This is a genomic window from Gordonia sp. SID5947 (assembly GCF_009862785.1).
Taxonomy (GTDB): domain Bacteria; phylum Actinomycetota; class Actinomycetes; order Mycobacteriales; family Mycobacteriaceae; genus Gordonia.
Genome location: NZ_WWHU01000001.1, coordinates 343,198 through 369,973, shown reverse-complemented (window position 1 = coordinate 369,973; position 26,776 = coordinate 343,198). Strand labels below are relative to the sequence as shown.

Annotated in this window: 28 protein-coding genes, 1 tRNA gene and 2 pseudogenes; 13 read left to right on the top strand and 18 right to left on the bottom strand. The window is 67.1% G+C overall.

Going from position 1 to position 26,776, the window contains the following annotated elements; translation table 11 throughout:
* Nucleotides 1–17: 17 nt before the first annotated feature.
* The 4 genes and pseudogenes from GTV32_RS01820 to cobC all read right to left on the bottom strand — a co-directional run.
* Nucleotides 18–679, bottom strand: a pseudogene (locus GTV32_RS01820) (bifunctional RNase H/acid phosphatase); the annotation flags it as partial.
* 5 nt (nt 680–684) lie between these two features.
* Nucleotides 685–1,422 (bottom strand): C4-type zinc ribbon domain-containing protein, encoded by a 738-nt coding sequence (locus tag GTV32_RS01815; RefSeq protein ID WP_161058702.1) that lies wholly within the window; start codon nt 1,420–1,422, stop codon nt 685–687.
* 141 nt (nt 1,423–1,563) lie between these two features.
* Nucleotides 1,564–2,682, bottom strand: coding sequence for a Nif3-like dinuclear metal center hexameric protein (locus GTV32_RS01810; protein WP_161058701.1), 1,119 nt, complete (start codon nt 2,680–2,682; stop codon nt 1,564–1,566).
* Nucleotides 2,679–3,734, bottom strand: coding sequence for an Rv2231c family pyridoxal phosphate-dependent protein CobC (gene cobC, locus GTV32_RS01805; RefSeq protein ID WP_161058700.1), 1,056 nt, complete (start codon nt 3,732–3,734; stop codon nt 2,679–2,681). Before cobC ends, GTV32_RS01810 begins: the two co-directional genes overlap by 4 nt.
* Before the next feature lie 39 nt (nt 3,735–3,773).
* On the opposite strand from cobC, the gene GTV32_RS01800 reads away from it, so the two are divergent.
* Entirely contained in the window at nt 3,774–4,481 is a 708-nt protein-coding gene (locus GTV32_RS01800; RefSeq protein ID WP_161058699.1) for an HAD hydrolase-like protein, read from the top strand.
* Nucleotides 4,474–4,953, top strand: coding sequence for a low molecular weight protein-tyrosine-phosphatase (locus GTV32_RS01795; protein ID WP_161058698.1), 480 nt, complete (start codon nt 4,474–4,476; stop codon nt 4,951–4,953). The genes GTV32_RS01800 and GTV32_RS01795 overlap by 8 nt, the downstream gene beginning before the upstream one ends.
* A 25-nt stretch (nt 4,954–4,978) precedes the next feature.
* On the opposite strand, the gene GTV32_RS01790 is transcribed toward GTV32_RS01795, so the two are convergent.
* Entirely contained in the window at nt 4,979–5,980 is a 1,002-nt protein-coding gene (locus tag GTV32_RS01790) for a putative zinc-binding metallopeptidase (protein ID WP_161058697.1), read from the bottom strand.
* A gap of 81 nt (nt 5,981–6,061) precedes the next feature.
* Here GTV32_RS01790 and GTV32_RS01785 point away from each other — a divergent pair, with 81 nt between their 5' ends.
* Nucleotides 6,062–7,033: an SURF1 family cytochrome oxidase biogenesis protein gene (locus GTV32_RS01785; RefSeq protein WP_161058696.1), complete on the top strand. Its 972-nt coding sequence runs from the start codon at nt 6,062–6,064 to the stop codon at nt 7,031–7,033.
* On the opposite strand, the gene GTV32_RS01780 is transcribed toward GTV32_RS01785, so the two are convergent.
* Nucleotides 7,011–7,916, bottom strand: coding sequence for a cobalamin biosynthesis protein (locus GTV32_RS01780; protein WP_237421646.1), 906 nt, complete (start codon nt 7,914–7,916; stop codon nt 7,011–7,013). The genes GTV32_RS01785 and GTV32_RS01780 overlap by 23 nt on opposite strands.
* Nucleotides 7,917–8,055: 139 nt before the next feature.
* Between GTV32_RS01780 and GTV32_RS01775 the strand changes: the two genes are divergently transcribed.
* Nucleotides 8,056–8,862: a fused MFS/spermidine synthase gene (locus GTV32_RS01775; protein ID WP_161058694.1), complete on the top strand. Its 807-nt coding sequence runs from the start codon at nt 8,056–8,058 to the stop codon at nt 8,860–8,862.
* Nucleotides 8,863–9,032: 170 nt separating this feature from the next.
* On the opposite strand, the gene GTV32_RS01770 is transcribed toward GTV32_RS01775, so the two are convergent.
* Nucleotides 9,033–9,860, bottom strand: coding sequence for a maleylpyruvate isomerase family mycothiol-dependent enzyme (locus GTV32_RS01770; RefSeq protein WP_161058693.1), 828 nt, complete (start codon nt 9,858–9,860; stop codon nt 9,033–9,035).
* 59 nt (nt 9,861–9,919) lie between these two features.
* A complete protein-coding gene (locus tag GTV32_RS01765) occupies nt 9,920–11,263 on the bottom strand; it encodes a family 1 glycosylhydrolase (protein ID WP_343287179.1) in 1,344 nt (447 codons plus the stop codon).
* Nucleotides 11,264–11,404: 141 nt separating this feature from the next.
* Here GTV32_RS01765 and GTV32_RS01760 point away from each other — a divergent pair, with 141 nt between their 5' ends.
* From GTV32_RS01760 to GTV32_RS01745, 4 genes and pseudogenes are all read left to right on the top strand, one after another.
* Nucleotides 11,405–12,352: a PHB depolymerase family esterase gene (locus tag GTV32_RS01760; protein WP_237421467.1), complete on the top strand. Its 948-nt coding sequence runs from the start codon at nt 11,405–11,407 to the stop codon at nt 12,350–12,352.
* Between the two features lie 29 nt (nt 12,353–12,381).
* A complete protein-coding gene (locus tag GTV32_RS01755; protein WP_161058692.1) occupies nt 12,382–13,260 on the top strand; it encodes an aldo/keto reductase in 879 nt (292 codons plus the stop codon).
* A gap of 66 nt (nt 13,261–13,326) precedes the next feature.
* Nucleotides 13,327–14,311 (top strand): annotated as a pseudogene (locus tag GTV32_RS01750) (YafY family protein).
* Nucleotides 14,312–14,342: 31 nt separating this feature from the next.
* Nucleotides 14,343–15,098, top strand: a complete 756-nt coding sequence (locus GTV32_RS01745; RefSeq protein ID WP_343287178.1) for a putative protein N(5)-glutamine methyltransferase — start codon at nt 14,343–14,345, stop codon at nt 15,096–15,098.
* A gap of 46 nt (nt 15,099–15,144) precedes the next feature.
* On the opposite strand, the gene GTV32_RS01740 is transcribed toward GTV32_RS01745, so the two are convergent.
* From GTV32_RS01740 to GTV32_RS01720, 5 genes are all read right to left on the bottom strand, one after another.
* Nucleotides 15,145–15,489: a hypothetical protein gene (locus tag GTV32_RS01740; protein ID WP_161058690.1), complete on the bottom strand. Its 345-nt coding sequence runs from the start codon at nt 15,487–15,489 to the stop codon at nt 15,145–15,147.
* A gap of 165 nt (nt 15,490–15,654) precedes the next feature.
* Complete coding sequence (locus tag GTV32_RS01735) at nt 15,655–16,329, bottom strand: hypothetical protein (protein WP_161058689.1); 675 nt, start codon at nt 16,327–16,329, stop codon at nt 15,655–15,657.
* 5 nt (nt 16,330–16,334) lie between these two features.
* Nucleotides 16,335–16,631: a hypothetical protein gene (locus GTV32_RS01730; protein WP_161058688.1), complete on the bottom strand. Its 297-nt coding sequence runs from the start codon at nt 16,629–16,631 to the stop codon at nt 16,335–16,337.
* Nucleotides 16,631–16,930: a hypothetical protein gene (locus GTV32_RS01725; protein ID WP_161058687.1), complete on the bottom strand. Its 300-nt coding sequence runs from the start codon at nt 16,928–16,930 to the stop codon at nt 16,631–16,633. The genes GTV32_RS01730 and GTV32_RS01725 overlap by 1 nt, the downstream gene beginning before the upstream one ends.
* Before the next feature lie 115 nt (nt 16,931–17,045).
* Complete coding sequence (locus tag GTV32_RS01720) at nt 17,046–17,915, bottom strand: hypothetical protein (RefSeq protein ID WP_161058686.1); 870 nt, start codon at nt 17,913–17,915, stop codon at nt 17,046–17,048.
* Nucleotides 17,916–18,044: 129 nt separating this feature from the next.
* Here GTV32_RS01720 and GTV32_RS01715 point away from each other — a divergent pair, with 129 nt between their 5' ends.
* Nucleotides 18,045–18,308: a hypothetical protein gene (locus tag GTV32_RS01715; RefSeq protein WP_161058685.1), complete on the top strand. Its 264-nt coding sequence runs from the start codon at nt 18,045–18,047 to the stop codon at nt 18,306–18,308.
* Between the two features lie 95 nt (nt 18,309–18,403).
* On the opposite strand, the gene GTV32_RS01710 is transcribed toward GTV32_RS01715, so the two are convergent.
* Nucleotides 18,404–18,478 (bottom strand) — tRNA-Val (locus GTV32_RS01710).
* A gap of 107 nt (nt 18,479–18,585) precedes the next feature.
* Entirely contained in the window at nt 18,586–19,023 is a 438-nt protein-coding gene (locus GTV32_RS01705; RefSeq protein WP_161058684.1) for a MarR family winged helix-turn-helix transcriptional regulator, read from the bottom strand.
* A 25-nt stretch (nt 19,024–19,048) separates the two neighbouring features.
* Between GTV32_RS01705 and GTV32_RS01700 the strand changes: the two genes are divergently transcribed.
* Complete coding sequence (locus GTV32_RS01700; protein WP_161058683.1) at nt 19,049–19,576, top strand: cupin domain-containing protein; 528 nt, start codon at nt 19,049–19,051, stop codon at nt 19,574–19,576.
* 19 nt (nt 19,577–19,595) lie between these two features.
* On the opposite strand, the gene GTV32_RS01695 is transcribed toward GTV32_RS01700, so the two are convergent.
* The 3 genes from GTV32_RS01695 to GTV32_RS01685 all read right to left on the bottom strand — a co-directional run bounded on the left by GTV32_RS01695 (nt 19,596) and on the right by GTV32_RS01685 (nt 21,275).
* Nucleotides 19,596–20,087: a peroxiredoxin gene (locus GTV32_RS01695; protein ID WP_161058682.1), complete on the bottom strand. Its 492-nt coding sequence runs from the start codon at nt 20,085–20,087 to the stop codon at nt 19,596–19,598.
* Nucleotides 20,084–20,446 carry a DUF3052 domain-containing protein gene (locus tag GTV32_RS01690; RefSeq protein ID WP_161058681.1) on the bottom strand — a complete coding sequence of 121 codons (363 nt, stop codon included), beginning with the start codon at nt 20,444–20,446 and terminating at the stop codon, nt 20,084–20,086. Before GTV32_RS01690 ends, GTV32_RS01695 begins: the two co-directional genes overlap by 4 nt.
* Nucleotides 20,447–20,612: 166 nt before the next feature.
* Nucleotides 20,613–21,275, bottom strand: coding sequence for a hypothetical protein (locus GTV32_RS01685; protein ID WP_202421545.1), 663 nt, complete (start codon nt 21,273–21,275; stop codon nt 20,613–20,615).
* Nucleotides 21,276–21,483: 208 nt separating this feature from the next.
* Between GTV32_RS01685 and aceE the strand changes: the two genes are divergently transcribed.
* From aceE to GTV32_RS01670, 3 genes are all read left to right on the top strand, one after another.
* Nucleotides 21,484–24,303, top strand: coding sequence for a pyruvate dehydrogenase (acetyl-transferring), homodimeric type (aceE, locus tag GTV32_RS01680; protein ID WP_161058680.1), 2,820 nt, complete (start codon nt 21,484–21,486; stop codon nt 24,301–24,303).
* Between the two features lie 95 nt (nt 24,304–24,398).
* Nucleotides 24,399–25,670 (top strand): helix-turn-helix domain-containing protein, encoded by a 1,272-nt coding sequence (locus tag GTV32_RS01675; RefSeq protein ID WP_161058679.1) that lies wholly within the window; start codon nt 24,399–24,401, stop codon nt 25,668–25,670.
* A 195-nt stretch (nt 25,671–25,865) separates the two neighbouring features.
* Complete coding sequence (locus GTV32_RS01670) at nt 25,866–26,774, top strand: ACP S-malonyltransferase (RefSeq protein WP_161058678.1); 909 nt, start codon at nt 25,866–25,868, stop codon at nt 26,772–26,774.
* The last annotated feature ends 2 nt before the right edge of the window (nt 26,775–26,776 follow it).

Below are 26,776 nucleotides of genomic sequence, written 5' to 3'. Positions count from 1 at the left end.
CGGGCCAGGATCACGGATCAGTCGAGGTGGCCGGTGTCGTTCACCAGCCGCACGACGGACCCACCGTCCGGATAGAACTCCGCGATGGAGAGCGATGCGAGATCCAGATGCAGTCTGAACAACAGTTCGGGTCCGGTACCGAGGGCGTCCCGAAGCATCGTCTTGATCGGGGTGACGTGTGAGACGACGAGCACGGTGCTACCCGGATATTGCTGCAGCACAGCATCTCTCGTGATCGCCAGCCGATCGGAGACCTGGGCGAAGCTCTCCCCCCGGGTGGTTCGACCGTCGTGTCGCCGAGCCACCGCGCGTGTAGCTCCGGGTCACGCTCGGCAGCCTCGCCGAAGGTCAGACCCTCCCAGGCCCCGAAGTCTGTCTCGATGAACCCGTCGTCGACCTCGACGTCGAGTCCCAGGCTCTCGGCAACCGCCTCCGCGGTCGACCGCGCACGCTGCAGCGGCGAGGAGATCACCGCCGCGATATCGGTGCGCCCGCCCAGTCGGTCGGCCGCGGCCGTCGCCTGTCGACGGCCGAGTTCGGTCAGCTCGGGGTTCCCGCGGCCCGAATACCGGCGTTCCACCGACAGTTCCGTCTGACCGTGGCGCAGCAGCAGAATCCGGGTCGGCTGGGCACGCTGCCCCTGCCACGTCGGCGCCCGGTCGGCCGGTCGCGCAGCCGTCGCCATCAGATACCCGATTCAGCCGTCCGGACGAGGACCGCGCCGCACTCCTCACAACGGACGACCTCGTCGGCGGGTTTCGCCGCGATCGACGCGATGGTCCCGCGGTCCAGTTCCATCCGGCATGCCCCACACCGACGGGCCCGCAGGAGTCCCGCGCCGATCCGACCGGTCGCGCGCTGCTTCTCATAGACCGCAAGCAGTTCCGGCGTGATGCCGGTCGCGACCGTGTCACGGCGCTCGGCGACTCTCGCATGGTCGGCCTCGATCGCCGACAATGCGGTGGCCCTCCGCTCTCGGGTGGTCGCGACCTCGCTGTCGAGGTGCTCGATGGTGGCGGCGGCGCGCTGCTGTTCGGCGGTGACCGCCTCTTGCTGCTCCATCACGCCGAGCAGGTCGTCCTCGAGCGACGCACGACGACGGGCCAGACCGGACAACTCGTGCTGGAGTTCCGAGAGTGCCCTGGGGGCGAGCCCGCCCGCGGTCAGCTGCGCGGAATCCTTGGCCTCCCGAGCCGCCATACCGGTGACCTCGCTGTCGATCCGACGGTATTCGCGGGTCAGGTCCTCGGCGGAGATCTCGGCGCGGACCAGGTCGTCGCGGGCGGACTCGATCCGCTGGTCGAGTTCGGCGATCTCCGCGTCCTCGGGCAGATGCGTCCGGCGGTGATCGAGCCGAGCGAGTTCGGCGTCGGCGTCGGCCAGATCGAGGAGTTGTCGCTGGATTCCCGAGTCGACCTTCACTGTGCAAACCTCCGCGATACGCGCACGCGATGTGCTCTCGTCACCAATGCCTCATCCCTCTGCTGTTCTGTGCCCGATCGCCGCCGGCGGCAGATGGGTGCCCCACACGGTACGCGCCCGGCGACGACCCGGACCACCGCGTCACGACCGCCCGACGACGGCGAACGGATCCGTCGGCTCGCGGTACACCTCGACCTCGACGTCGAGGGCCTCCGACAGGAGTGTCGCCACCTGCCCGCACCACGGGAACTCGGTCCCCCAATGTCCGGCGTCGATGAGCGCCGGTCCCCCGCGGCGCCGGCTCTCGTCCGCCGGGTGATGCCTCAGATCGCCGGTCAGGTACACATCGGCCCCGGCCGCGGTCACCGTGTCGAGCAGCGAATCACCTGCACCGCCACATACGGCGACCACCTCGACGCGGGCATCGGGCTCACCGGCGAAGCGCACCCCGGACGGGCTGCCCAGACGCTCCGCCGCACGTTCGGCGAACTCTCGAACCGTCGTCGGAGAGGTCAGTCGCCCGAAACGCCCCAATCCCAGAACGCCGGCGGTCTCGGCCAATTCGAGGATGTCGAAAGCCGGTTCCTCGTAGGGATGGGCCCCCCGCAACGCCGCGAGGACAGCGGGGCGCAGTCCCCGCTCGGCGACCATCTCGATCCGGTCCTCGTCGACCCGTGTGCGTTCCCCGACGACCCCGATGGCCGGATCGGCCGCCTCCTGCGGCTCGAACTGACCGGTGCCGACCACCGACCACGAACAGTCACGGTATTCGCCGATCGCACCCGCCCCGACCGCGAACATCGCCTCACTGACCTGCTCGGCGTTTCCCTCCGGCACCATCACCACCCATTTGTCCATGGGAACAGCCGGTTTCGGATCGATGGGGACGGTGTCGACCAGATCAAGGATTTCGGCGAGCGCATCCGACACCCCCGGACGCGCACTGTCGGCATTGGTGTGCGCGGTGAACAGGGCGACGCCCGAACGGATCAGACGGTGGATCAGCCGTCCCTTGACGGTATCCGCCGCAACGGAATCCACCCCGCGCAACAACAGCGGGTGATGCGCGACAACCATCTGTGCACCCATGTGCACGGCAGCGTCCACCACCGCGTCGGTGACGTCGACACACACCAGGATCGATCCCACGGGCTCGGCCGGATCACCACAGACGGGACCCACCGAGTCCCACGGTTCGGCGAGTCGTCGGGGGTACGCGCGGTCGAGCACCTCGATCACGTCAGCGCCGGTCACACTCATGTTCCGAGCTCCTCTCGTACTTCATCGATGGCCGTGATCAACGACCGCGTGGTCTGCGGATCGCGAACGGCGAGCCGTATGTGCCGGTCGTCGAGTCCGACGAAATTCGCGGCACTGCGCACGGCGAACCCCTTGTCGCGCAGTCGCTCCTTGATCTCGAGTGCGTTCGGCATGGCGGTCAGCACGAAGGACGCGCTCGGCGCCGCGCACACCTCGATCCCGGCAGCGGTCAACTGCGCCACCATCTCCGCCCGTTCCGTGGCGACCACCTCCGCCTGTACACGGGCATGGCGCCGGCCCGCGGGGCCGAGACATTCGGTCAGCGCGGTGAGTGCAAGGGTTCCGAGCGGCCACGGGCGACGGCCGACGGCGAGCTGCGCGATGATGTCCGGTGCAGCGAGCAGATAGCCGGCACGCAGACCGGCAAGACCGAATGTCTTTGTCACGCTACGGATGACGATCACGTCGTCGGCGCGGGTGCCGGCGATCGAGGCGGGCTCGCCCGCTCCGGTGCTGACATCCAGGGTGATGTCGGCGAACGCCTCGTCGACCACCACCAGCCGTCCCGGCTTTCGCAGGCCGTCGACCGCAGACACCGGATGCAGCACCGAGGTCGGGTTGGTGGGGTTGCCCAGCACCACCAGATCCGCGCTGTCGGGGACCGCGTCGGGCGCCAACTCCCACGGCGGCGGCAGTACCACATCGGAGATCGGTACGCCCGCGGACCGCAGGGCCAGTTCGGGTTCGGTGAACGACGGCTGGATCAGGGCGGCATGTGTCGGCGCGAGACGCGGCAACAACTCGAACCCTTCGGCGGCGCCGGCGAGCAGGAGTACCTCGTCACGCGACCTGTCGTGCGCGGTTGCGACGGCGGTGATCGCCTTCTCCTGATCGGAGATCGACGGATAGTGCGCGAGATCGCCGATCCGACCTGCCAGTGCGTCACAGATGAACTCCGGCGGGCCACCTCGCACATTGACGGCGAAGTCGACCAGGCCGGGTTCGGCGTCGGCATCGCCATGACGATGCCGTGCGAACAGCCCCGATGTCATAAATCATCAGCCTACGTGCACGATGGAACAGTGACCGACATGCCTGAGTCCGCCGACGTACTGCCCGCGCTCCCCGATCCCGCCGACCCGGCCACCGTTCTGCTCGTCGATCTCGACGGCACCATCACCGACAGCTTCACAGGCATCGCCAACAGCTTCCGGCATGCGCTGGCCGCGGTCGATGTCGCCGAACCTGCTCCGGAGGTGGTCGCGGGCATCGCCGGACCACCGATGATCGACACGCTCACGGCCATCGGGCTTGACCAGGCGACCGCCGATGCGGCCATGCGTGCATACCGCGAGCGGTACACCGATGTCGGCTGGCTGGAGAACTCCGTGTTCGAGGGGATGTCCGGCGTTCTCGCCGACCTGGCCGCGGCGGGACGCACACTCGCGGTGGCGACCTCGAAGAACGAGGTGACCGCGCGCGCCATCCTCGACCATTTCGGCCTCGCCCACCATTTCCGGTTCATCGCGGGCGCCAGTGACGACGGCACGCGACGCGCCAAATCCGACGTGATCGCGCACGCCCTCGACCAATTGGGGATCTCGGCCGATCCGACCACGCATGTGACCGACACCCCGGTCGTGATGCTGGGTGACCGAGCCCACGATGTCGAGGGCGCAGCCTTGTTCGGTATACCGGCGATCCTCGTGAGTTGGGGTTACGCTCTGGATGGGGAGGACGGTTCGGCGGCATGGGCGGTCGAATCGATCGCACATCTGCGCGAGGTACTTGGTGTCTGAGCAACTACACGTCTGTTTCGTGTGCACCGGCAACATCTGCCGGTCGCCCATGGCGCAGAGCATCTTCCACTCGGCGCTCGACGGCGCCGGGTTGTCCGACCGCGTCCGGGTGACCAGCTGCGGCACGAGCGGGTGGCACACCGGCGAGCCCGCCGACAATCGCGCGCGCACGGAGCTGCTCGCCCACGGCTACTCCGATGGCCATGTGGCCGCGCAACTCTCTCCGGTCCACTTCGACGCCGACCTCCTGGTGGCGATGGACGCCGGGCACGTCCGCGAACTCGAGCGCAAACGTCTCGGCGATCGCGTGCGACTGCTGCGCAGCTTCGACCCCGGCGCCGATCCCGACGACCTCGATCTCAACGATCCCTACTACGGAACCGGCGAGGACTTCGCGGTCACCCGCGAGCAGATCGAGGGTGCGGTCCCGGGACTGTTGGCGTGGGTGCGGGCAGCCCTCGAGGCACCCTAGTCGTCTCGGTACGCCTGGCCTGACTTCAGCCGGGCACCACGAGAGTGTGCACGAACCGCATCTTCTCGAGGACCCGTTGCGGGAGGACGAACGGATAGAGGTCGGGATGCCCCATCGATCGGTTGATCTGGTTCAGCGCCCAGGACAGCGGTAGCCACCATTCGACGAGCTGATCGAATCCCACGTCACCGGGCAGGACGCTGTCGATGGTCGAGCCCGACGGCGCCATCGCGAACGCAGCCGCGGTGTCCAGGGTGTCGCGGATGTGCAGATAGTGCGCGAAGGTCTCGGCAAAGTCCTCCGCAGGGTGCATCGTCGCGTACGACGAGACGAAGTCCTGGCGCCACCCTGCCGGCGCTCCCTCGGAGTAGTGCCGCTTCAACGCCGCCTGGTAGTCCTCGTCGGGATCGCCGAACAGATCTTCGAAGGCCGGCCGAGCCACGTCGTCGACCAGGACGGTCTGGTAGTAATGACCGATCTCGTGCCGGAAGTGCCCCAGGACCGTGCGATACGGCTCGTCGAGTTCCACCCTCATCTGCTCGCGGTGCACGTCATCACCCTCCGCGAGGTCGAGGGTGATCAGACCGCTCGCATGTCCCGTGATGACCGATTGCGCAGCGCTCGAGAGCAGGTCGAACGCGAGGCCCGTATCCGGGTCGAGATCGCGCCCGCGGATCGGCAGGCCCAACTCGTCGAGTTCGAGAACCAGCCGGCGCTTGGCCGTCTCCGCGCGGCCGAACTCGACCAGCGCATCGGCGTCGTCGTCGTTCGGCCGCGTCCGGGTCAGTCTGCACGATGCGCACAGTTGAGCCATCCCGGTCCACGGGACCAACCAGTTGCATTGCGCCACTGTGTTGTTCGCACAGCGCTCGAGAAGCTGACCGTCGACCTCGACGCGATCCTCATCGTCGAGGACGTAGATCGTGCGCCCGGGAAGCCAGAATCCCAATGCGTTCTTGCAGTGCAGACACAGGCTGTTCTCGAAGGAAAGCCGCTGGCCGCACGTTCGGCAGAGGAAATCTCGCATTGCGTTCACGCTACCCTGGGCCACCCGTTTACGGTGGTGGCCGCGTATGCGCGCCGCCGGCGGCTCGGTACCGTTGACAATGTGCGCGTGGTCCGGATGTTCCTACGCCCGGGGTGGATCGCCCTGGGCTTGGTCGTCATCGCGTTCGCGGTCCTCTGCTTCACTCTCCTCGCCCCGTGGCAGCTGGGTAAGAACACCGCGACCGAAGAACGCAACGACCTGATCAAGTCCGCGATGTCGACGCCGTCGGTGGCCCTGGCCTCGATGGCCCCCGCGGGCACGGCGTTTCAACCCCGCACGGAATGGCGCGAGGTGACCGTGACGGGCCGCTACCTCACCGACCGGGAGGTTCTCGTCCGGTTGCGTTCGGTGGACGAACGTCCCGCCGTGGAGGTCCTCACACCGTTCGCCGTCGCAGACGGCTCCCGCGTGGTGCTGGTCGACCGCGGATTCGTCCGGCCGGACCAGGGCGCACTGCCCGACGTTCCGGCCGCGCCGAGTGGCGAGACCACCATCACCGCCCGCATTCGGGCGAGCGAGGGCACCAGTCCTGGCCGTGGCGCCCACTCCGAGGGTGGCGCGCCGGCCGTCTATACGATCGACCCCGCCGAGGTCGGTCGCGCCGTCGACACCCCGCTCGACCCGTTCTATCTCCAGCTCTCGCCCGACCAGCCCGGCTCGCTGGGCGAGATCCCGCTCCCGCAACTGGAGTCCGGACCGTATCTCTCGTACGGACTGCAATGGCTGGCCTTCGGGATCATGGCGCCGCTCGGTGCGGGGTATTTCATCTACTCCGAGATCCGCCAGCGCCGTCGCGCCGCAGCCGCCACACCGGCCGACGACCGCTCCGACGCGTCGTCGGTGGCAGGTCCACCGACTCCAGACGCCGAGTCGACGGCACCACGCAACCGCCGGGCGCGCATCCGGGCCGATCTCCGCCAGGCGGGCGCCGCATCCGGGGCCCGGCAGCGCGGCCAGATCGGCTCCGGCCCCGACGCCGACGATCAGTCGGCCGACGTGCGGGCCAAACTCAGCGACCGCTACGGCGGCTGACCAGGAACACGGCCGCGGCCGCCCCGACCGCGGTCGCCATCTGGACACGCCGCGACAACACGACGGCGGCACGCAGATCAGCGGTTTGCGGAGCGGGTCCGTCGCCCAGCAACGGCCGCTGCTCGACGCCGTACGGATACTCGGTTCGCCCGCCCAGCGTGACCCCGAGTGCACCCGCGAAGGTGGCCTCCACCACGCCCGCGTTGGGACTCGGATGTGCAACCGCGTCGCGACGCCAGGCCTGCACGGACCGGCGGGGAGCCCCGCCCAGCACGGCCACCAGTGCCCCGGTGAGACGCGCGGGCGCCAGATTCGCGATGTCGTCGAGACGCGCGGCGGCCCACCCGAACCGTCGATATCGCTCGCTTCGGTGACCGACCATCGCGTCGAGCGTGTTGACCACGCGATAGAGGATCAGTCCGGGCACGCCTGCCACCGCAGCCCAGAACAACGGCGCCACCGTGGCGTCAGACGTGTTCTCGGCGATCGATTCGAGAGCGGCACGCACGATCCCCGCATCGTCGAGCGCTTGCGGATCCCGCCCACACAGGCTGGGCACCAACAGCCGCGCGGCGTCGATGTCGCCGGAGTCGAGCGCATCCGCCATCGCGTCACCCACCCGGATGAGCGTGGTGCCACCGAGCACCGACCAGGTGACGAGTGCGGTGGCCACTGTCCTGGTGGCAACGCCCGGCAGCCGGGCAGCGCCCTCCCCGGCCGCCCAGCCAGCCCCGAGGCACACGCCCACGAAGACTGCACCCGATGAGCGGTCGTCCCGATAGAACACGCGCTCTGCCGCGCCCGCCGCCCGCCCGAGCCCGGCCACCGGGTGCCATCGCCGCGGATCACCGAGGAGGCGGTCGGCGGCGAATCCCGCGAGCAGGCCGAGCGCGATACCCGCATCACTGCGACAGGTGCGCGGTGAACCGCGTCGTGAAGTGTTGTCGATGCGCCCGGACACGGAGGCGATCGTATCCGCGTGCGCGAGGCCACCGCGTCCGGGCCGCATAGACTCACCGGCGATGGCCAGAACCCGCCCAGAACCCGTCGTCGGGACGTACCCGATCGACACCGGTGTCGCCGAGCTGTCCCGGGATCCCGTCGCCGGCGGGTGGCTGCTCACGATCAACGGCTCCCAGAGCTCGCACATCCATCCGGATCCGGCAGTTCTCGATTTCGAGTACATGCGCCAGATGGTGGCTGTCATCGGCGACCGGTACGGCACCGATGCGTCGCTGCGCGTCCTGCACCTGGGCGCGGCCGCGTGCGCACTCCCCCGGTATCTGGCGGAGCGTGCGCCCGGGACGCGGCAGGTCGCCGTCGAGATCGATGCGGAGCTGGCACGACTGGCACGCGAATGGTTCGATCTCCCGCGCGCACCGCGACTGCGAATCCGGGTGGGCGACGGCCGCGAGGTGGTGAGCGCCCTCACCGAGCAGACACGTGATGTGATCATCCGAGACGCCTTCGCCGCCGCGCGCACCCCGCGGCACCTGACGACCGCCGAGTTCACCGAACAGGTCCGCCGGGTCCTCGCGCCCGGCGGCCTCTACCTCGCGAACTGCGGCGACAGCCGCGACCTCGTCCTCGCGCGCGCCGAGGTCGCCACCGCTGCCGAGGTCTTCGACCATGTCGCCGTGGTCGCGGATGCCTCGATGCTCAAAGGCCGCCGCACGGGCAACATCGTGCTGATCGGCGCGGACACCCCGATCGACGACACCCCGGAGCTCGTCCGTGCCCTGCTCAGTGATCCGCAGCCGGCGAAGATCCTGGTCGGCCGGGCTGCTCGCGACTTCGCGTCCGGTGCGGTCATCCGCGACGAATCCTGAGTGCACTCCCGGCTCTCCGACCACACTCGACCGCGAAGCAGACCTGCGCGTTCGGCCTCGCCGTCATCCGACTGGAGGACAACGGATTTCCTGTCGTGAAGTTCCGCGTCCAGACAGCGAATCGGAATCGAACACCCGTTCTACCGACCGGGTGCCGACTCCGACCGGTTTCAGATGACGTAGTCGAGGTTGTCCAGGATCGCGGTGCCGAGCGCCCGGTCACCGTCGATCACCACTCGGCCGTGGTCGGCGGTGCGACGTCCGCCCGCCAGTCGCGCGAGGTCGCGCGCGTCGAGGGAGAGCACCACGTCCGCGGACCCGTCGCCACCGTCGAACTCGTCGACTGCCGCCGCGCGATCACCCACCTCGATGCGTATCGATCGCGATACCACCCCGCCGATCCGCATCAGCACCGACGTTCCTTTCGGGGTGGCGGCCCGCTTGCCCACCACGAACGGCATCGATGCGGCGATCTCGTCCAGTGCGAGCTCCGCAGGCACGGGATCGACCGGGGCCGAACCGTCGGTGCTGTCGCGGATGTCGATCTCGTGCATCCAGCAGTCGAACACCCGGATTCGCATGAATCTGCCGTAGCTGTCCGGCCCGGCCGGAGTGAACGAGTCGTCATCGAACTCCGCCTGCGTCATCCGGCTCAGCATGTCCGTCCGAACCGCGATGATGTCGCGGTAGGCGGCCATCACCTCACCTCGCGGCGAACCGCGGAAATGGTCGAGCCACCGCTCGTTGAGTTCGCCGATCGGGTTACGGACGTGCTCGAGCGCGGCGACGTCACGGCGCGCGTCGACCTCACGTCCGGCGAGCATGCTCTCGGTGCCGATGACGTGTGCGACGACGTCGGCGACCGACCAGCCCGGCAGCACCGAGGGTGCCGCCCACTGATCGTCGGAGAGCCCGGTCGCCAACGCATCGAGCGTCGCCCATTCGGCGGTCAACGCGGCGACAACGGGTGTCATGGGCAGTGATGTCTTGGCAGCCATGGCCGCCTCCTCGTGGTCTCGGTCGATCGGACGACATGTGGGCTGACGTCGTCCGTGGATCAGCGAACAGGTTCGACGCAGCTCGACGGTGCCGCGACGAGCGAACAGTACTCGGCCGGCCGGGTGGGCCGATAACTCCTGGGCACGCCGTTGCCGGCGGTGATCCGACGGTAGGCGGCCACCGCATCGGTCGGTCGCCGGGTCAATGTCGGGTCCGACATCACGTCCACCGTGTACAGTCCGAATCTCGGTGTGTAGCTTCCCCATTCATAGTTGTCGGTCAGACTCCAATAGTTGTACCCGACAACGTTCATGCCGTCTCCTCGGGCCCGCTGGAGCCAGTACACGAGGTCGCGAAGATGATCGCCACGGCGATAGCCGTCCGCGCGTGCCGTGCCGTCGCGGGTGGGCATGCCGGATTCGACCACGTAGAGCGGCTTGGTGGGATATCGACGGCTGTAGTGCCGCAGGGCGTAGTACAGGCCGTCGGCCGACACGGGCGCCAGCCAGCTCTCATCGGTGATGGCGTGCCAGGCACCGGTGTTCGCGGGTGAGATCGAGTAGTAATAGTCGATGCCGATGAAGTCGAGTGCGTCGGCGACACGATCGACGAACTGGGTGTCGAGGACGGGTTCGACCGTCGGGATGTAGGCCACGTTCGACGACACCATCGCGGCGTCATCCCGCCGGTGGATGTAGCGGTAGATCGCACGGTGCACGCGGACGAGACGATCGACCATCGCCGGGACCTCGGGCGCCGAGATCGAACCCGTCTTGAGTTCGTTCATCACGTACGTGGCGGGTTCGTTGACGGTGATCCAGATCGGGCGATAGCGGCTGTACCGGTCGACCACTCGGCGCGCGTTACGCAGCCAGAGCGTCGGGGTCCGGGGATCTGCCCAACCACCGCGGTCGGCCACCCACCCCGGATACACCCAGTGGTCGAGCGTGATCATCGGCCGCATCCCCGCGGCGACGATGGCGGCGATCATCGAGTCGTAGTAGGCGAGTTCGTGACGGTCGACCACCCCGGGGCGGGGCTCGACCCGCGCCCATTCCACGCCGACCCGGTACACCTTCACCCCGAGCGCCTTCGCGAGCCGGATGTCGTCCCGAAACCGGTGCCGGAAGTCCACCGAGGTACCGACCCGATCGTGGGTCGCACCCGACGCGACGTAGCGACGCCAATTGCTGTCCGGTGAGGACCCCTCGCTCTGGAATCCGGATGACGCGACACCCCAGGCGAAGTCACGGGGCAACGGCGCGAGGGCCGGTGCCCCGGTCGCGGGCGCGCCGACGGCGGGGACCGCGGGGCAGGCGACCGCGACGACGGTGGCGGCCACCATCGTCATCACCATGGCCAGACGGGGACGGCGAGCCGGTGGGCTGTCGGCGATGGGCACGCGCTCAGGATGTCAGATCGTGCGCACCGCGACTCGGATTTCGCCCGTCGTGCGCACTCGGCCCACCCGGCAGCGGTCCGGCATCTACAGTGATGCGGTGCAACACAACCCCCACGCCCGTCGACGGCGTGGTGCGCTCGGATGGAGTGCCCTCGCCGTCGTCGTGTCGATCGTCGCGACGGGCGCGGTGTGGCTCCCGGGGCGGCGGGCGAGGTCTCGGCGGCACCGGCCGATCCGCGTCCCGCGGCCGGGTGCGCTTCCCTCAGAGCGGGCGACACCCTCACCCGATCGGTCGCCGTCGGCGGCGTGCGACGTACGTATCGAATTCACGTACCGACGACCTACACCGGCCGGCAACCGATGCCGTTGGTCATCGCCTTCCACGGCCGTGCCGAGCGTGCCGCGACATTCGAGCGCTATACCGGTCTGTCCACACTGCCCGCGCTGCTCGTGTACCCCGAAGGCCTGCCCGGTACCGACAACCGCACCGCGTGGGAAGGTGCGCCGTACGCGTCCCCGCGGGCCGACGACATCGCGTTCACCCGCGCCATCCTTCGCACGTTACGGACCGGCACCTGCATCGACCGGAGTCGCAGCTATGCGGTCGGACGATCCAACGGCGGTGGACTGGTGGCCATGCTGGCCTGCCAGATGCCTCGGGAGTTCACCGCATTCGCGACGATCAGTGCGGCGATCTACTCGCGCACCGTCCAGGGATGTGGCCATGCCCCGCCGGTCTCACTGGTCGACTTCCACGGCACCGCCGACGGCGTGATCCACTACGGCGGCGGCGTCAGATTTCGCGCGCACTATCTCTCCACTCCCGCCTGGTTGCGAACGTGGACCGCGCGCGCCCGCTGCCTCGACACCGCGCTGACGATCCCGATGAATTCCGTGGTCGACCGCGTTTCCTGGCCGTACTGCGCGCCGACGGGACACGCGATCGTGCACTACCGCATCCGCGGCGGAACCCACCGATGGCCGGGTCCGATGGGCTCGTCCGCCCTCGGCAGTGTCGGCGGGACCGTATCGGCAACACAACTGATCTGGCAGTTCTTCGTGACTCACCCGCTGCTGGGTTCGTCGTGATCGGGACGGTTCCGGCCTAGCCTGGAGACATGAGTACAGATCTCCCGACCATCGAGCTCACCACCGGCGCCCTGATCCCCCAACTCGGTCTCGGCGTGTGGCAGGCCGACGAGCGGGACACCGAACACGCGGTGGGCTACGCGATCGGGACCGCGGGATACCGCCACATCGACACGGCCGCCGCCTACGGCAACGAGGAGGCGGTCGGACGCGGGATCGCGACATCAGGGGTCGACCGCTCCGAGATATTCGTGACGACGAAACTGTGGAACGCCGATCACGGTGCCGACCGCGCACATGCGGCGATCGATGCCAGCCTCGAGAGACTCGGTCTCGACCACGTCAACCTCTACCTGATCCATTGGCCGCTCCAGGACACCGCCCGCATGATCGAGACCTGGCGGGCCATGATCGAGATCCGCGATTCCGGGAAGGCCACATCGATCGGCGTCTCCAACTTCGAGCCCCACCACCTGACCGCGATCATCGATGCGACCGGCCAGGCGCCGGCGGTCGACCAGGTTGAGCTGCATCCTCGGCTGGCCCAGCGCGAACTCCGCACGTTCTGCGCCGACCGTGGGATCGCCGTGGAGGCGTGGAGCCCGCTCGGCGGGAGCGGGGCCGGCTGGGGCGCGGATTCGATCCCGAACACCCTGCTCACCGACCCCACGGTGACCCGGATCGCCGAGCGCCACGGCCGCTCGGCTGCCCAGGTACTGATTCGGTGGCACCTGCAGTCCGGAGTCATCGTGATCCCGAAGTCGGTGCACGACGAGCGCATCGCCGAGAACATCGACGTCCTCGATTTCGAGCTCGACGACGACGACATGGCAGAGATCGCCACCCTGGACACCGCCGAGCGGGTCGGGGCGCATCCGGATGAACTCAACCTCGGCGCTCCCGACTAGACGTATCTCGGAGCGCATCGTCATCGAGGTCAGCATCTGTCCGCAAAAGGCGGCAGGATGGCATTCATGTTGGAAACGTCGGCCCGATTGTTGGCTCTGCTGACCTTGCTGCAGACCAGACGCGACTGGTCGGGTGCAGACCTCGCCCGACGTCTCGAGATCACCACGCGAACGGTCCGACGCGACATCGACAAGCTCCGTGAGCTCGGTTACCCGGTCGATGCGACGGTCGGCGTCGGCGGCGGGTACCGGCTCGGCGCAGGCGCGGAGATGCCGCCCCTCCTCCTCGACGATCAGGAAGTCCTCGCCGTCGCTCTCGGACTCAACGAGATCACCACCGGGTCGGTCGCCGACATGGCGGATGCGTCGGCGGGAGCGCTCACCAAACTGAAGCAGGTGATGCCGTCACGTCTGCGCCACCGACTCGATGCGCTCACCATGGAGGCGGTCCCCCGCGAGACCCGGATCTCGGTATCGGGGCGGTGCTCACCGAGATCGCGACCGCATGCCATCGCAGCGAACGCCTGCGATTCGACTACCGGCGGGGCGACGGCGCGGAGAGCCGCCGCGAGGTCGAACCGTATCGCCTGGTGCGGAGCGGTTTGCGGTGGTATCTGGTTGGTTGGGATCTCGGGCGCGAGGACTGGCGATCGTTCCGCGTCGACCGGATGGAACCGAAGACGCCAACCGGACCCCGCTTCACCCCCGGGAGCTGCCCGAAGGAGGCGCGACCGGCTACCTCGCCCGCAGCCTCGGCGCCGTCTACCGGAAAGCATCGGCGCGCGTACGTATCCATGCACCGATGGATGTGGTGGAACCCATGGTCGACGCCGCGTGGGGCACCATCGAGGCCGGCGACGACCAGGGCTGCGAACTCGTGCTGTTCAGTACGTCGCTGGTGAGCATCGCCCGCTGGCTGCAGGCCTTCGAGGCCGACTTCACGGTGCTCGGCCCGCCGGAGCTGGTCGATGAGTGCCGGGAGACCGCGCGGTACCACGATCGCCTGGCGGCGCGCTATCGGCGAGCCGTCGACGGCGTCGGTTCGCGATGAGGGAGGTGCCCCAGAGGTGCTGTCCCGCACCGTGACCCGCCTTCGAGACGCCGGCTGTGTCTTCGCCGAGGAAGAGGCCGACCTACTGGTCGGGGATGCCCGCGACCTCGGCGAGCTCGAAGAACTGCTCATGCGGCGTATCGCAGGCGAGCCGCTGGAAGTGGTTCTCGGTTGGGCGAGGTTCCGCGGTCTGCGGATCGCAGTCGAGCCCGGCGTCTTCGTACCCCGTCAGCGGACCGCCTTCCTCGTCCGGCAGGCGCTCACCGTGACACGGCCGGGCTCGACCGTCGTGGACCTCTGCTGCGGCACCGGTGCGATCGGTCTGGCGATCGCGACGGAGGTCCCCGACATCGAGATCCACGCATCCGACATCGATCCCGTCGCGGTGCGATGCGCGGCCGGCAATCTCGCGGCCGTCGGCGGCGTGACATGGTGCGGGGACCTGTTCGATCCGCTGCCTGATCGCTTGCGGGGCTCCGTCGACGTCGTCGTGGTCAATGCGCCGTATGTGCCCACCGCGGAGATGGCGATGATGCCACCCGAGGCTCGCGATCACGAGCCGCGGCGCACTCTCGACGGCGGCCCAGACGGTGTCGACGTCCATCACCGGGTGGCGAGTGTGGTCGGCGAGTGGTTGCGTCCGGGAGGGCACGTGTTGATCGAGTCCGGAGCCGTCCAGGCCCGTCTGACCGCCGAGGCGCTCTCGGGTGCGGGGCTCGGGACCGCCGTCGCGTCATCGGAGGAGATGGCGGCGACGGTGGTGATCGGGGCAGCGCCACCGGTGTGAGGCGCAGGGCTGTGCCGCGTTCAGATGAACGGCACGCACGGTCGAGTCATCGTCGGCCGACCGCCTTTTGCTCGACCGCATCCGTATTCACCATCTCGAAGTCGAGGAAGCACATCGTCCCTTCAGCCCGGAGGAATGACGCCCTCGTGCGCAAACTCTGGTGCGCGCAAAGGGATTCGACCAGGGCCCGGTCAGGACGGCCAAGCCAGGCGGCGAGGTCGCCGGTGGTCGCGGACAGTGCCGTCGTGCCGCTGTCGCGTTCGACGCGACGCAGCGTTGCAGTGCGGTCGGTAATCGAACGGCGCGCCTTGCCTTCGGCCGCCATGTGGATACCCCACTGCTCGATGGGCTCGGAGCTGGTGATGCCGGATGAGCTACGCGAGGCGATCACCGACCTGTAAGTCTCCAGTTATGTTGCTGTGCAACATGTTTTGTCTTATGTGTAACTCTTCGCGATATTTCGTGAAATGTGCTGGTGAGCGACACGAGTGTTTCGTGAGAAAACAAGACGACCACGATGCGGCACGTGGTACTCACCCTGTCCGTCCGGCGGGTGTCAGTAGCGGAGCGCCTTCCGCACCAGCTGGGCTTGCTCGAGGCTGGGCTCGGCTGGTGTTCCGTCGAGGGTGACGTACCGTCCGGCCGCGCCGCGCACTGTCGCGAGCTTCCCGTCGATCACCGTGTCGTCGAAGGCGACACGGTCGGAGATGTAGGTGTCCCAGCCGACGATGACCTGGCCATGCGAATGGCCCTGGGCTTTCTGGAAGTCGTAAGTGCCCGCTTCCAACCAACTCGGATTCCATGCGGCGATGAACGCGGCCATGTGGGCGCGGATCAACCGCTGAGTCTCCACCGTCGTTGGATCGTCGACCTTCAGCGCGGCGACGATGCGGTTACGTGGCTTGGCGTATCCGGCATGCACGTCGAGAGTCATCGGGAAGTCGTCACCAGCGCGACGGTAGAACCGTACTAGCTGTCCGGGGCTTTTCATGTTCTTGACCTGCGCTGTCGACACAGCTACACGCGACGCAATTTCGGTCACATCAGCCGGGTCGATCGGAGCGAATCGTCGCAGATCGTCGGACCGATCGCTGCCGGAATAGATGGGGGTGACCCACTGATGCCCAGACAGCGGCGGCATCGCGATGAGCATTCTCGAGGTTGCGGTCGCGACCTCGTCGAGTGACTGCTCACGCGGTTCCCAGCCGCCAATGATGCTGATACGGATCATCGTTGCTACCACAAGGACTTCGCGGCGTAGTGCATCGAGATCAGCCCGGAGTGCACCTTGCTGCCGGTGTCGGTGATCAGGTCGGCGGTGCGGATGTTGATCCGGTGGGCATCGCCGAGCACCGCAGTGGTCGCGTGGAACGCTCCGCCGGACCATTCACCCGAACTGCCGAGCTCGGTGACCCCGGACTGAGCGCGGTTCGAACACGACTCGATGACCTGACTCTGCGTGGTCAAGGACTGCTGGGCTTCGACGGCAGCGGTCGCCGCGGTCCAGGCGGCGACCTGGGAGCGGGTGAGCATCAGGTGGCCAGGTCGCCGCCGGAGCGGCGGATGTCGGTGACATTGGCCGACTCGGTGTGGCCGTAGTCGTTGGCGGCAGTGACCACCTTCGGGCCGACCGGGCGCAGCGTCTGCGACGACTGGCGGATCGCGGTATCGATCACCTGATCGAGCACACCAAGCACCGCAGACGTCGCGCTCCCGCACACCTGGCCGGCCGCGGCGCCCATCGCACCCTTACCCGAGGCAGCCGCGATCTCCTCGCCCAGCGAGCCGACGTGCGACCCGAGCCCGCTGATCCTGTCTGGTTCAGCGCTCACTTCCGGTTCCATGGCCCGTGCCCCCTCCACTCGCATGCAATCTCATGCACGATAAACGAACCGGGCCCGGCGTCCTCGAGGACGGCCAATCCTCGGTAAGTATGCGCGGTGTCGCTCACCATCCACCCTGGAGCCCGGTTTCCACCGCGCGCCGACGGAGCTCCGCCATCACATGGTTGCGCGCACCGTGGTCCTTCTCATGCTCATGGCGCAGCAGGCCAAACGTGTCGTGCAGTCGCTCGTCGAGCACAGTGCGACGCCACGCGGCGGCAGCATCAGCCGCGAACTTCGGCAGAGACGTCCTGAACCACTTAGTCAGGACCTTGTCGCCTTGAGATTCGACGTCCGCGCTGAGGGGCACCAGATCGAGCATCCCCAACTCTGCGCGGAGCTCGCTGAGGTGCTGGTCGCCATTGTCACCGCGAATCGCGCGAGAGTCGAGGTACTGCCGTTCCAACTCCATCACTTTGAACCCGAGCTGCGTGGCTGCCATGAAAAACGTCGTGTAGTGGCAACGGCGACAGATGAGGATGGGATGAATGGAGAAGTCCGGGACATGCTCTTGCAGCTGGGCCGCCTTGTCGGGCAGTTGGTGGAGCAGGGAGCTGTGAGGGTAGATCCATTCACGGACGTTCTTCACTTCGATGGGGCAGTACAAAGCGGTGTACGCGGCTGGGTTGTCCGGTGCGATCACGGTGAGGTAACCGCCATTGTCGAGTGGCCCGTCAAACCGGAATCCGAGAACTTCGGCGACTTCGGACCCCTGATTGGGTAGTTGCATGGCCCCGGATGCGACCAGGGAGGAAGCGACCGCGCTCTCCCCAGCCGGGCCGATGAACCGCTTGGTCGACGCCCAGCTGTTGTACCGGCGGAAAAGTGCACGTTTCCTCTGGATTTTCGCGCTGCCGGGTGAGAGCGACGGGTCGGTGAAGATCCTGATGTCATCGGTGTCAATAGCTCTTATTCTCCCGGTCGTGAGCAACATGTTCCGGGCTTCGGTGAGGCTGTGCGGCATATGAAATGGGGTTGCCGTACCCAACTTGTGCGCTATCACAGAGCACTGCCTAGACCTCGAGCCAATGGACAGCTTGTCGTTGTGCGACGAACTGTTCAAATGCTGCGGCAGCAGCATCCGTATACGCCTGCGCCTTGTCCGGATCGTCCGTCGGCGACGCAGCCACCAAAGATCCGACTGCACGACGCCCGCCACAGCGTTGCCTCACAGATGATCGATGGCGGGCAGTCCGCGCTGACGACCGCGGCATGGCTCGGGCACGATCCGGCGATGACGCTACGGGTCTACGGCCACGCCTTTGACGACTCCCTCGCCGCGGCCGGCGCCGACCTTTTCGCCCCGCCGGTGCCGTCGGGCGACTGACAACCTAGGACGATCGTGGGCCAGCCGTTGGCCACTTCCTGGCCACCCGGGGGTTTTCCTCACTCCCCCGTCAACGCTCTGAACTGGGTCAATACTGGTGCGCGCAAAGGGATTCGAACCCCTGACCGCTGGTGTGTAAGACCAGAGCTCTACCGCTGAGCTATACGCGCGTGGGCCAATCCCGATGACGGGACCGGCGATCACCAAGTCATGAATGTAATGCTTCACGGGCCAGAGCCCAAACCAGGACGACACCGCGACCACACAGTCGGATCGTTCAGTCCGGTCGCTCGCTCAGGATCCGACCGGTGCGCGCCAGCAAGGCGCGCAGGTCGCGGAGCCCGTCGTCACCGATCTCCGCTCGGACGCGTCCCTCCACCACACGGACCCGTTCGGCATACCGGTTCATCGCCTCGGAGCCGTGCGGCGTAGGTCTCACCAACCTCGCGCGGCGGTCGTTCGGGTCGGTGACCACTTCGACCAGCCCGAGCTCCCGAACCTTGCCGACGAGCTCCCCCATCGCCTGTCCGGTCATCCCGGCCGCGGCCGCCAGGTCACCGATCCGACTGCCCTCCGGGCCGAGATACCGGAACACGGAAATGTGTGCGGGGCGGATCCCTCCCATCGCCAGATCGTCGAGTACTCGGTCCTCGAACGCCCGGCTCGCCTCCACGAGAAGTCGCAAGAGCAGCGGCGCCGGATCTTCCTTCGGCATAATTACCAAGGTAGCTTTGGTAATTATGGACGGCAAGATCCTGACCTTTCGCGACGGACACGTCATCGAGATCGTCGGCACGTTCGCGGACGGCGACCACGATGTCCTCGAACTGCGCCACGAGATCCCCTCACCGGGCCGGATGGCCGGACCTCACTGGCATCCGGATCTCACCGAGGTGTTCCGCGTACGACGCGGACGGATGCGATTCCGGGTCGACCGGAACGTCACCGAGCTCGGCCCCGACGACGAGCTCACCATCCGCCCGGGGCACGTGCACGAATTCTGGACCCTGGGCCGCGATGTGGAAGTCGAACATGCGATCAGCCCGCCCGCGCATCACCGCGAGATGTTCGAGACCTGGCATCGACTCGACGCCGAGTACCGAACCAACCGGTTCGGTGTCCCCCGCAATCCACTCGATCTCGCGACCTTGTGGGAACTGCAGGACGGCTACCTCGCCGGCATACCCGCGTGGCTTCAGCGGTTGGTCTTCCCGCCGCTCGCACGACTGGCGCGCCGGCGCGGACGGGTCACCGTCACGACGCCGTGAGACGTCGCGATCAGCTCGGTTACCGCGCTGCCAGCAGCGCCTTGTCCCAGAGCGCCTGCTCGCGCGCCTCACCCGGACCCACCACGTCGGCGAACGCGACCGTGCCGTCACTCTCGACCAGGAAGGTCCCGCGGTTGGCATAACCATTTCGCTCGTTGAAGACGCCATACGCCTCGGCGACCGCACCGTGCGGCCAGAAATCCGACAGGATCGGGAACAGGAATCCCTGCGCCGACGACCACACCTTGTGCGTCGGAGGCGGCCCCACCGACACCGCGACGGTACTCAGCCCGTCGTGATCGAACTGGGGTTGATGATCTCGGATGTAACCGAGTTCGCCCTGACACGTCCCGGTGAACGCCAGCGGGAAGAACACCACAAGCACCTTGCTGTCGACCCGCAGCGCCGACAGCGAGACACGCTGGTTGTTCTGGTCGCGGAGTTCGAAGTCGGGTGCGGTGTCTCCCACTCGTAACGGCGACGTCGGGAGCACCGTGCCCTCGTCGCTCATGTGCGCTTGCGGGTCTTCGGCTGTACCAGCCGCGACCCCGACCATTCCCCGAGACTCATCACATTGGTCTGTGTCAGGCCGGCCGTCGGTGCGGATTCGGCGATCTCACTGGGGTCGACATGACCGTCGGTGCCGGTCTTCGGTGAAAAGACCCAGACGTACCCGTCGTCGGCCAGGGGCGAGATGGCGTCCATCAGCGCATCGACCAGGTCACCGTCGTCATCACGCCACCAGAGCACGACGACGTCGACGACGTCATCTGCATCTTCATCGACCATCTCACCGCCGATGACGTCTTCGATGTCGGCCCGCAGGGCGTCGTCGGTGTCTTCATCCCAACCCAGTTCCTGCACCACCATGCCGGACGTGAATCCGAGCTTGTGGGCGTTGTTGCCCCAGCGCTGCTGGACTCTGTGGCGGCTACCACCGCGTGCGACCTCCCTGATATGCGAATTCGACTGTCAGCTTAGGGAACAGCCTAAATGCTCAGAGTGCAACCCGAACAGGGGGCAGGCCGAATGTGTCTCACGGCGTCGCCGACGTCGACGACGGCGAAGCGGGCTCCGACGACGGACCGGACTCCCCCGTGCCGGACGTCGGCACCGGGGCGGCAGCGACCGTCGGCGGCAGCGGGAGATACACCGAACAACCGTTCAGCGATGCCTGCTTGTCCCGGGTCCATTGGGCGGCAACAGGATTGAGACCGTCGAGCTGTCGCTGGCCGATGGCCGCGCCCAGTCGTCCGGTCGAGTCGAGGAAGCGGTCGACCGGGTCGGCCACGTCGGGCGGGATGGCGTCGGTGATCTGTTGTCGGATGAGATCCGCTCCCGCGATCAAGGTCGCGCGCGCCTTGTCGTCGAGGTCTCCGACGTCGTCGTACGTGTGGACTTCGGTGAGTCGCCGGATGAACGCGTTGTATTCACGCACCATCACGGCCATCGACGACAGGGCTTCGCGGCAGAGATCACTCGCGTCGTCGCGACCCGCGGACTCGCGCGCCGCGGCGACGTCGGAGCTGTACGCGGCGACCTCACCGGGCGCGGCGGATCCGCTTCCGTCCACCGACGACGAGCATCCCGCCGCCGACGCGAGCAGTAGCACCACGCCACAGATCATCGTCGCAGCGCTGACCACCGGTCGTCGTCGACCGGTCCTGCGCGCGGCGCTGCCTTCGCCGGTGTCCCGCATTGCGCTCCTGACCCACGAGTAACCAACACCAGAACGCTACCGCAGGTCGCGGCGGGTGGCAGCAAGGTTGACCACCCGATGCCATCCGCAGTGACATGGGGCACGATGAGAGGAGGGAGCCGCAGTCCCGACATCATCGGAGCGGCCCCGTGTCATCGCACGCCGGACACCACCGTGAATCCGGCCGACCGAGGGAGTAGGCATCACAGTGACCGACCAGGCAGACCGCACGACGACCACCGCCCAGAGCAACAGCTCCACGCCGGCGAAGCGTCCCGCCGGAGGTGATCGCAACCGCGTCCGCGTCATCCGGGAGGGTGTCGCGTCGTACCTGCCCGACATCGACCCCGACGAGACGGGGGAATGGCTCGAGTCCTTCGATGACCTGCTCGATCACGCGGGTCCGGCTCGCGCCCGCTATCTGATGCTCCGGCTCCTCGAACGTGCCGGCGAGAAGCACGTCGCGATCCCCGCGCTGACCTCCACCGACTACGTCAACACCATCCCCACCGAGAACGAACCCTGGTTCCCCGGCGACGAGGATGTCGAGCGGCGCTTCCGCGCGTTCATCCGCTGGAACGCGGCGATCATGGTGCACCGGGCCCAACGTCCGGGCGTGGGCGTAGGCGGGCACATCTCCACCTATGCGTCGTCGGCCGCGCTCTACGAGGTCGGCTTCAACCATTTCTTCCGCGGCACCGATCACCCCGGTGGCGGCGACCAGGTCTTCATCCAGGGCCATGCGTCGCCCGGCATCTATGCCCGCGCCTTCCTCGAGGGCCGCATCGACGAAGCGCGCATGGACGGTTTCCGCCAGGAGCACAGCCATGCCGGCGAAGGCGGCGGTCTGCCGTCCTATCCGCACCCGCGCCTGATGCCCGATTTCTGGCAGTTCCCCACGGTCTCGATGGGCCTCGGTCCGATGAACGCGATCTACCAGGCACGTTTCAACCACTACCTCCACGACCGCGGCATCGTCGACACCTCTGACCAGCATGTGTGGGCTTATCTCGGCGACGGCGAGATGGACGAGCCCGAGTCGCGGGGGCTGGCCAGCTTCGCCGCCACCGAAGGGCTCGACAACCTGACCTTCGTCATCAACTGCAACCTGCAGCGCCTCGACGGTCCGGTACGCGGTAACGGCAAGATCATCCAGGAGCTGGAGTCGTTCTTCCGGGGTGCGGGCTGGAACGTCATCAAGGTCGTGTGGGGTCGTGAATGGGACTCGCTGTTGCACGCCGACAAGGACGGCGCGCTGGTGAACCTGATGAACACCACCAACGACGGCGACTACCAGACCTACAAGGCCAACGACGGTGCGTTTGTCCGCGAGCACTTCTTCAACCGCGATCCGCGTACCAAGGACCTGGTGAAGGATCTGTCGGACGCCGAGATCTGGAACCTCAAGCGCGGTGGTCATGATTACCGCAAGATCCACGCCGCATATGCGGCAGCGATGGCGCACAAGGGTCAGCCGACGGTGATCCTCGCCAAGACCATCAAGGGCTACACGCTCGGCAAGCACTTCGAGGGGCGCAACGCGACCCACCAGATGAAGAAACTGACCCTCGACGACCTCAAGGACTTCCGCGACAGCACGCGCATCCCGATCACCGATGCGCAGCTCGAGGAGAATCCGTACCTGCCGCCCTACTACCACCCGGGGAACGACGCCCCGGAGATCCAGTACATGCTGGATCGCCGAAAGTCGCTCGGCGGATTCCTGCCGGCACGTCGTACCAAGTCGAAGGTCCTCAAGCCCGACGTGAGCCGTGCACTCAAGACCGCGGGCAAGGGCTCGGGCAAACAGCAGGTCGCGACCACGATGGCACTGGTCCGCATCTTCAAGGATCTGTTGCGCGACAAGGAGATCGGTCACCGAATCGTGCCGATCATCCCCGACGAGGCACGTACCTTCGGGATGGACTCGTGGTTCCCCACCCTGAAGATCTACAACCGCAACGGGCAGCTCTACACCTCGGTCGACGCCGAACTCATGCTCGCCTACAAGGAGAGCTCGGAGGGCCAGATCCTCCACGAGGGAATCAACGAGGCCGGGTCCGCGGCGTCGTTCACCGCCGTCGGCACGTCGTACTCCACCCACGACGAACCGATGATCCCCCTCTACATCTTCTATTCGATGTTCGGCTTCCAGCGCACCGGCGACAGCCTGTGGGCGGCAGGCGATCAGATGGCACGCGGCTTCGTCATCGGCGCGACGGCCGGTCGGACCACGCTGACCGGTGAAGGACTCCAGCACGCCGACGGTCACTCGCCGCTGCTCGCCTCGACCAACCCCGCAGTGGTCTCCTACGACCCGGCATTCGCGTTCGAACTCGGCCACATCATCGCCGACGGGCTCGAGCGGATGTACGGCGAGGAGCCGGAGAACGTCTATTACTACCTGACGGTCTACAACGAGCCGATCAGCCAGCCTGCCCAACCGGAGAATCTCGACGTCGCGGGAGTGCTCAAGGGCATCTACCGATTCGCCGACGCCCCGCAGGGCAAGGAGTATCCGGCCAGCATCCTGGTGTCCGGGGTGACCATGCCCGATGCGCTGCGCGCCTCGGAGATCCTCGCCGAGGAGTGGAAGGTGGGGGCCAACGTCTATTCGGTCACCTCCTGGAGTGAACTCGCGCGCGACGGCATCCGTGTCGACCGCGCCACCGTGCGCGAACCCGCCGCCGAACATCCACGGCCGTACCTGACCGAACTCCTGGCCGATGTCGCCGGTCCGGTGGTCGCGGTGAGCGACTACATGCGTGGGGTCCCGGAGCAGATCCGCGCCTACGTACCCGGCACGTACCTCACGTTGGGCACCGACGGCTTCGGCTTCTCCGACACCCGGCCCGCGGCGCGACGGTTCTTCAATGTCGACGCGGAGTCGATCGTCGTCGCGGTGCTGGTCGCGCTGGCACGGGACGGACACATCCCGTTCACGGTCGCGGCCGAGGCAGCGGAGAAGTATCAGATCACCGACGTCGCCGCCGCACCGGAACAGACCAGCGATCCGGGCGTGGCCTGACCGGCCTGCCGCGCAAGCACTCGGCGTCGGCCGACGATCTGCGGATCGTCGGCCGACGCATGGGCATGGATCGAGCATGGGCATAGATTGAGACGGTGAGCGATGCACGCGTGAACCAGGAGCCGCCGTCGGCCGACGTGTTCGGTGCGCGGGGAGCACACGTCCCGGCGCCCGCCACCGTCCACGATGCCCTCCCCGACACACTGCTGCGCCGGGTCAAGCAGTACAGCGGACGACTGGCCACCGAAGCCGTGCACTCGATGCAAGACCAGCTCCCCTACTTCGCCGACCTCGACGCCGCGCAGCGCGCGAGCGTGCAATTGGTGGTCCAGACCGCGGTGGTCAACTTCGTCGAGTGGATTCAGGACCCCGAGGGCAACGTCAAGTTCACCGTCCAGGCCTTCCAGGTGGTCCCGCAGGACCTCGCCCGACGCATCACGCTGTTGCAGACCGTCGAGATGGTGCGCGTGGCGATGGAGTTCTTCGAGAAATGGCTCCCACTTCTCGCCCGAAACGACGCTCAGCTACGGGCGCTCACCGAATCGGTGCTGCGGTACGGCCGCGAGATCGGGTTCGCCGCCGCATCCATCTATGCGTCGGCCGCGGAGTCGCGCGGCGCGTGGGACTCCCGCCTGGAGGCGCTCGTCGTCGACGCGGTTGTCCGCGGCGACACCGGTCCGCAGCTCTTGTCGCGCGCGGCGGCGCTGAACTGGGACTCCGATGCACCAGCGACGATCATCGTGGGAACTCCGCCGCCCGAGCAGAATGTCTCGGTACCGCTGGCCATCCACAACACGGCGAAGCAGTTCGACCGATCAGCACTCTCCGTGGTGCAAGGCACCTTTCTGGTCGCGATCGTCAGTGGGCCGGTGCGCCCCGGCGAACGCTTTGTCACGGAGTTGCTCACTCATTTCGCCGAAGGACCCGTCGTGATCGGACCGACGATGCCCAATCTGGGCAGTGCACACGCGAGCGCCGGCGAGGCGATGTCCGGTATCGCGGCCGTTGTCGGCTGGCCGAATGCCCCGCGACCGGTGCACAGCCTCGAGCTGCTCCCGGAACGCGCGCTCAACGGCGACGCGGCCGCGATGGCTGCGCTGAACGAGACGTTGGTCCGACCACTGGCGAAAGGCGGCAGCACCCTCAACGCGACACTCGAGGCATATCTCGACTCCGGTGGCTCTGTCGAGAGTTGCGCCCGTGTTCTGTATATCCATCCAAATACGGTTCGTTACCGACTGAAGAAAATTGCAGAAATTACAGGACGTGACCCAACTAACCCTCGCGATGGCTATGTCCTGAGGATCGCGGCGACTGTTGGTCGTTTGACACACTTCCAAAACGAAACGCACTCACAGGCCACATGAACCACACCAGCCACAGACCGGATTTCGTGTTTTCGCTGATCAACCTCCCTAGGACACGTTTGCATAACGGATCTCAAAGTGGTGTCGAACCAGGTATGGGTTAGATCAAGTTTGTGGGAACCCCACAAAAGGTCGCGACAAGGTTCATGGGGCTCAACACCCACAAACACCCCTTGGACGGTGTTCTCTGGTCACGTGCTTTCGATGCTTGCGCCCGGCCAGGGCTCTCAGACACCCGGGATGCTCTCGTCGTGGTTGGAACTGCCCGGTGCCCGCGACCAACTCTCGACGTGGTCCAAGCTGATCGGCCTGGATCTCGAGCGTCTCGGAACCACCGCCACCGCCGACGAGATCACCGACACCGCGGTGACCCAACCGCTCGTGGTCGCCGCCGCACTGCTCGCCTATGACGAACTCGCGAGGCGGTCGGAACTACCCGCCGATGCCATCGTCGCGGGTCATTCCGTCGGCGAGCTCGCCGCCGCCGCCATCACCGGCGTCATCAGCAGCGACGAGGCGGTGTCCCTGGCCGCCATCCGCGGCGCCGAGATGGCCAAGGCCTGCGCGCTCGAGCCGACCACGATGGCCGCAGTTCTCGGCGGTGACGAAGCAGCCGTGCTGGCCCGCCTCGACGAGCTCGACCTGATCCCTGCCAATCGCAACGCCGCCGGCCAGATCGTCGCGGCCGGCACGGTCGCCGCGATCGACGAGCTCATCGCCAACCCGCCGGAAAAGGCACGCACGCGTAAGCTCGCAGTGGCGGGTGCGTTCCACACGCGATTCATGGCCCCAGCGCAGGAGGCCGTCGCCGCGGCCGCGGCGAAGATCACGCCCGCAGATCCCAATCGGACGCTGTTGTCCAATTTTGACGGCCAACCTGTAACGAACGGCGCTGATGCGCTGACAAGACTAGTGGGACAGGTGACCAAACCTGTCCGCTGGGACCTGTGCTCGGCGTACATGCGCGAGCAGGGCACCACTGCCGTCGTCGAGCTCCCGCCCGCGGGCACGCTCGTCGGCATCGCCAAGCGAGAGTTGAAGGGCACGCCGACGCTGGCGTTGAAGTCGCCCGACAACCTCGACAACATCACCGAACTTGGATAGCG

What these genes read in the sequence shown, in the direction of transcription:
- GTV32_RS01715 (WP_161058685.1), top strand. Translation starts at nt 18,045, where the DNA reads ATGCTGCGGCAGCAGCATCCGTATACGCCTGCGCCTTGTCCGGATCGT.
- GTV32_RS01700 (WP_161058683.1), top strand. Translation starts at nt 19,049, where the DNA reads ATGGACGGCAAGATCCTGACCTTTCGCGACGGACACGTCATCGAGATC.
- GTV32_RS01720 (WP_161058686.1), bottom strand. Translation starts at nt 17,915, where the DNA reads ATGTTGCTCACGACCGGGAGAATAAGAGCTATTGACACCGATGACATC.
- GTV32_RS01730 (WP_161058688.1), bottom strand. Translation starts at nt 16,631, where the DNA reads ATGCTCACCCGCTCCCAGGTCGCCGCCTGGACCGCGGCGACCGCTGCC.
- GTV32_RS01800 (WP_161058699.1), top strand. Translation starts at nt 3,774, where the DNA reads ATGCCTGAGTCCGCCGACGTACTGCCCGCGCTCCCCGATCCCGCCGAC.
- GTV32_RS01690 (WP_161058681.1), bottom strand. Translation starts at nt 20,446, where the DNA reads ATGGTGGTGCAGGAACTGGGTTGGGATGAAGACACCGACGACGCCCTG.
- GTV32_RS01685 (WP_202421545.1), bottom strand. Translation starts at nt 21,275, where the DNA reads ATGCGGGACACCGGCGAAGGCAGCGCCGCGCGCAGGACCGGTCGACGA.
- GTV32_RS01790 (WP_161058697.1), bottom strand. Translation starts at nt 5,980, where the DNA reads ATGCGAGATTTCCTCTGCCGAACGTGCGGCCAGCGGCTTTCCTTCGAG.
- GTV32_RS01810 (WP_161058701.1), bottom strand. Translation starts at nt 2,682, where the DNA reads ATGAGTGTGACCGGCGCTGACGTGATCGAGGTGCTCGACCGCGCGTAC.
- GTV32_RS01695 (WP_161058682.1), bottom strand. Translation starts at nt 20,087, where the DNA reads ATGAGCGACGAGGGCACGGTGCTCCCGACGTCGCCGTTACGAGTGGGA.
- GTV32_RS01775 (WP_161058694.1), top strand. Translation starts at nt 8,056, where the DNA reads ATGGCCAGAACCCGCCCAGAACCCGTCGTCGGGACGTACCCGATCGAC.
- GTV32_RS01755 (WP_161058692.1), top strand. Translation starts at nt 12,382, where the DNA reads ATGAGTACAGATCTCCCGACCATCGAGCTCACCACCGGCGCCCTGATC.
- GTV32_RS01735 (WP_161058689.1), bottom strand. Translation starts at nt 16,329, where the DNA reads ATGATCCGTATCAGCATCATTGGCGGCTGGGAACCGCGTGAGCAGTCA.
- GTV32_RS01705 (WP_161058684.1), bottom strand. Translation starts at nt 19,023, where the DNA reads ATGCCGAAGGAAGATCCGGCGCCGCTGCTCTTGCGACTTCTCGTGGAG.
- GTV32_RS01760 (WP_237421467.1), top strand. Translation starts at nt 11,405, where the DNA reads ATGGAGTGCCCTCGCCGTCGTCGTGTCGATCGTCGCGACGGGCGCGGT.
- cobC (WP_161058700.1), bottom strand. Translation starts at nt 3,734, where the DNA reads ATGACATCGGGGCTGTTCGCACGGCATCGTCATGGCGATGCCGACGCC.
- GTV32_RS01770 (WP_161058693.1), bottom strand. Translation starts at nt 9,860, where the DNA reads ATGGCTGCCAAGACATCACTGCCCATGACACCCGTTGTCGCCGCGTTG.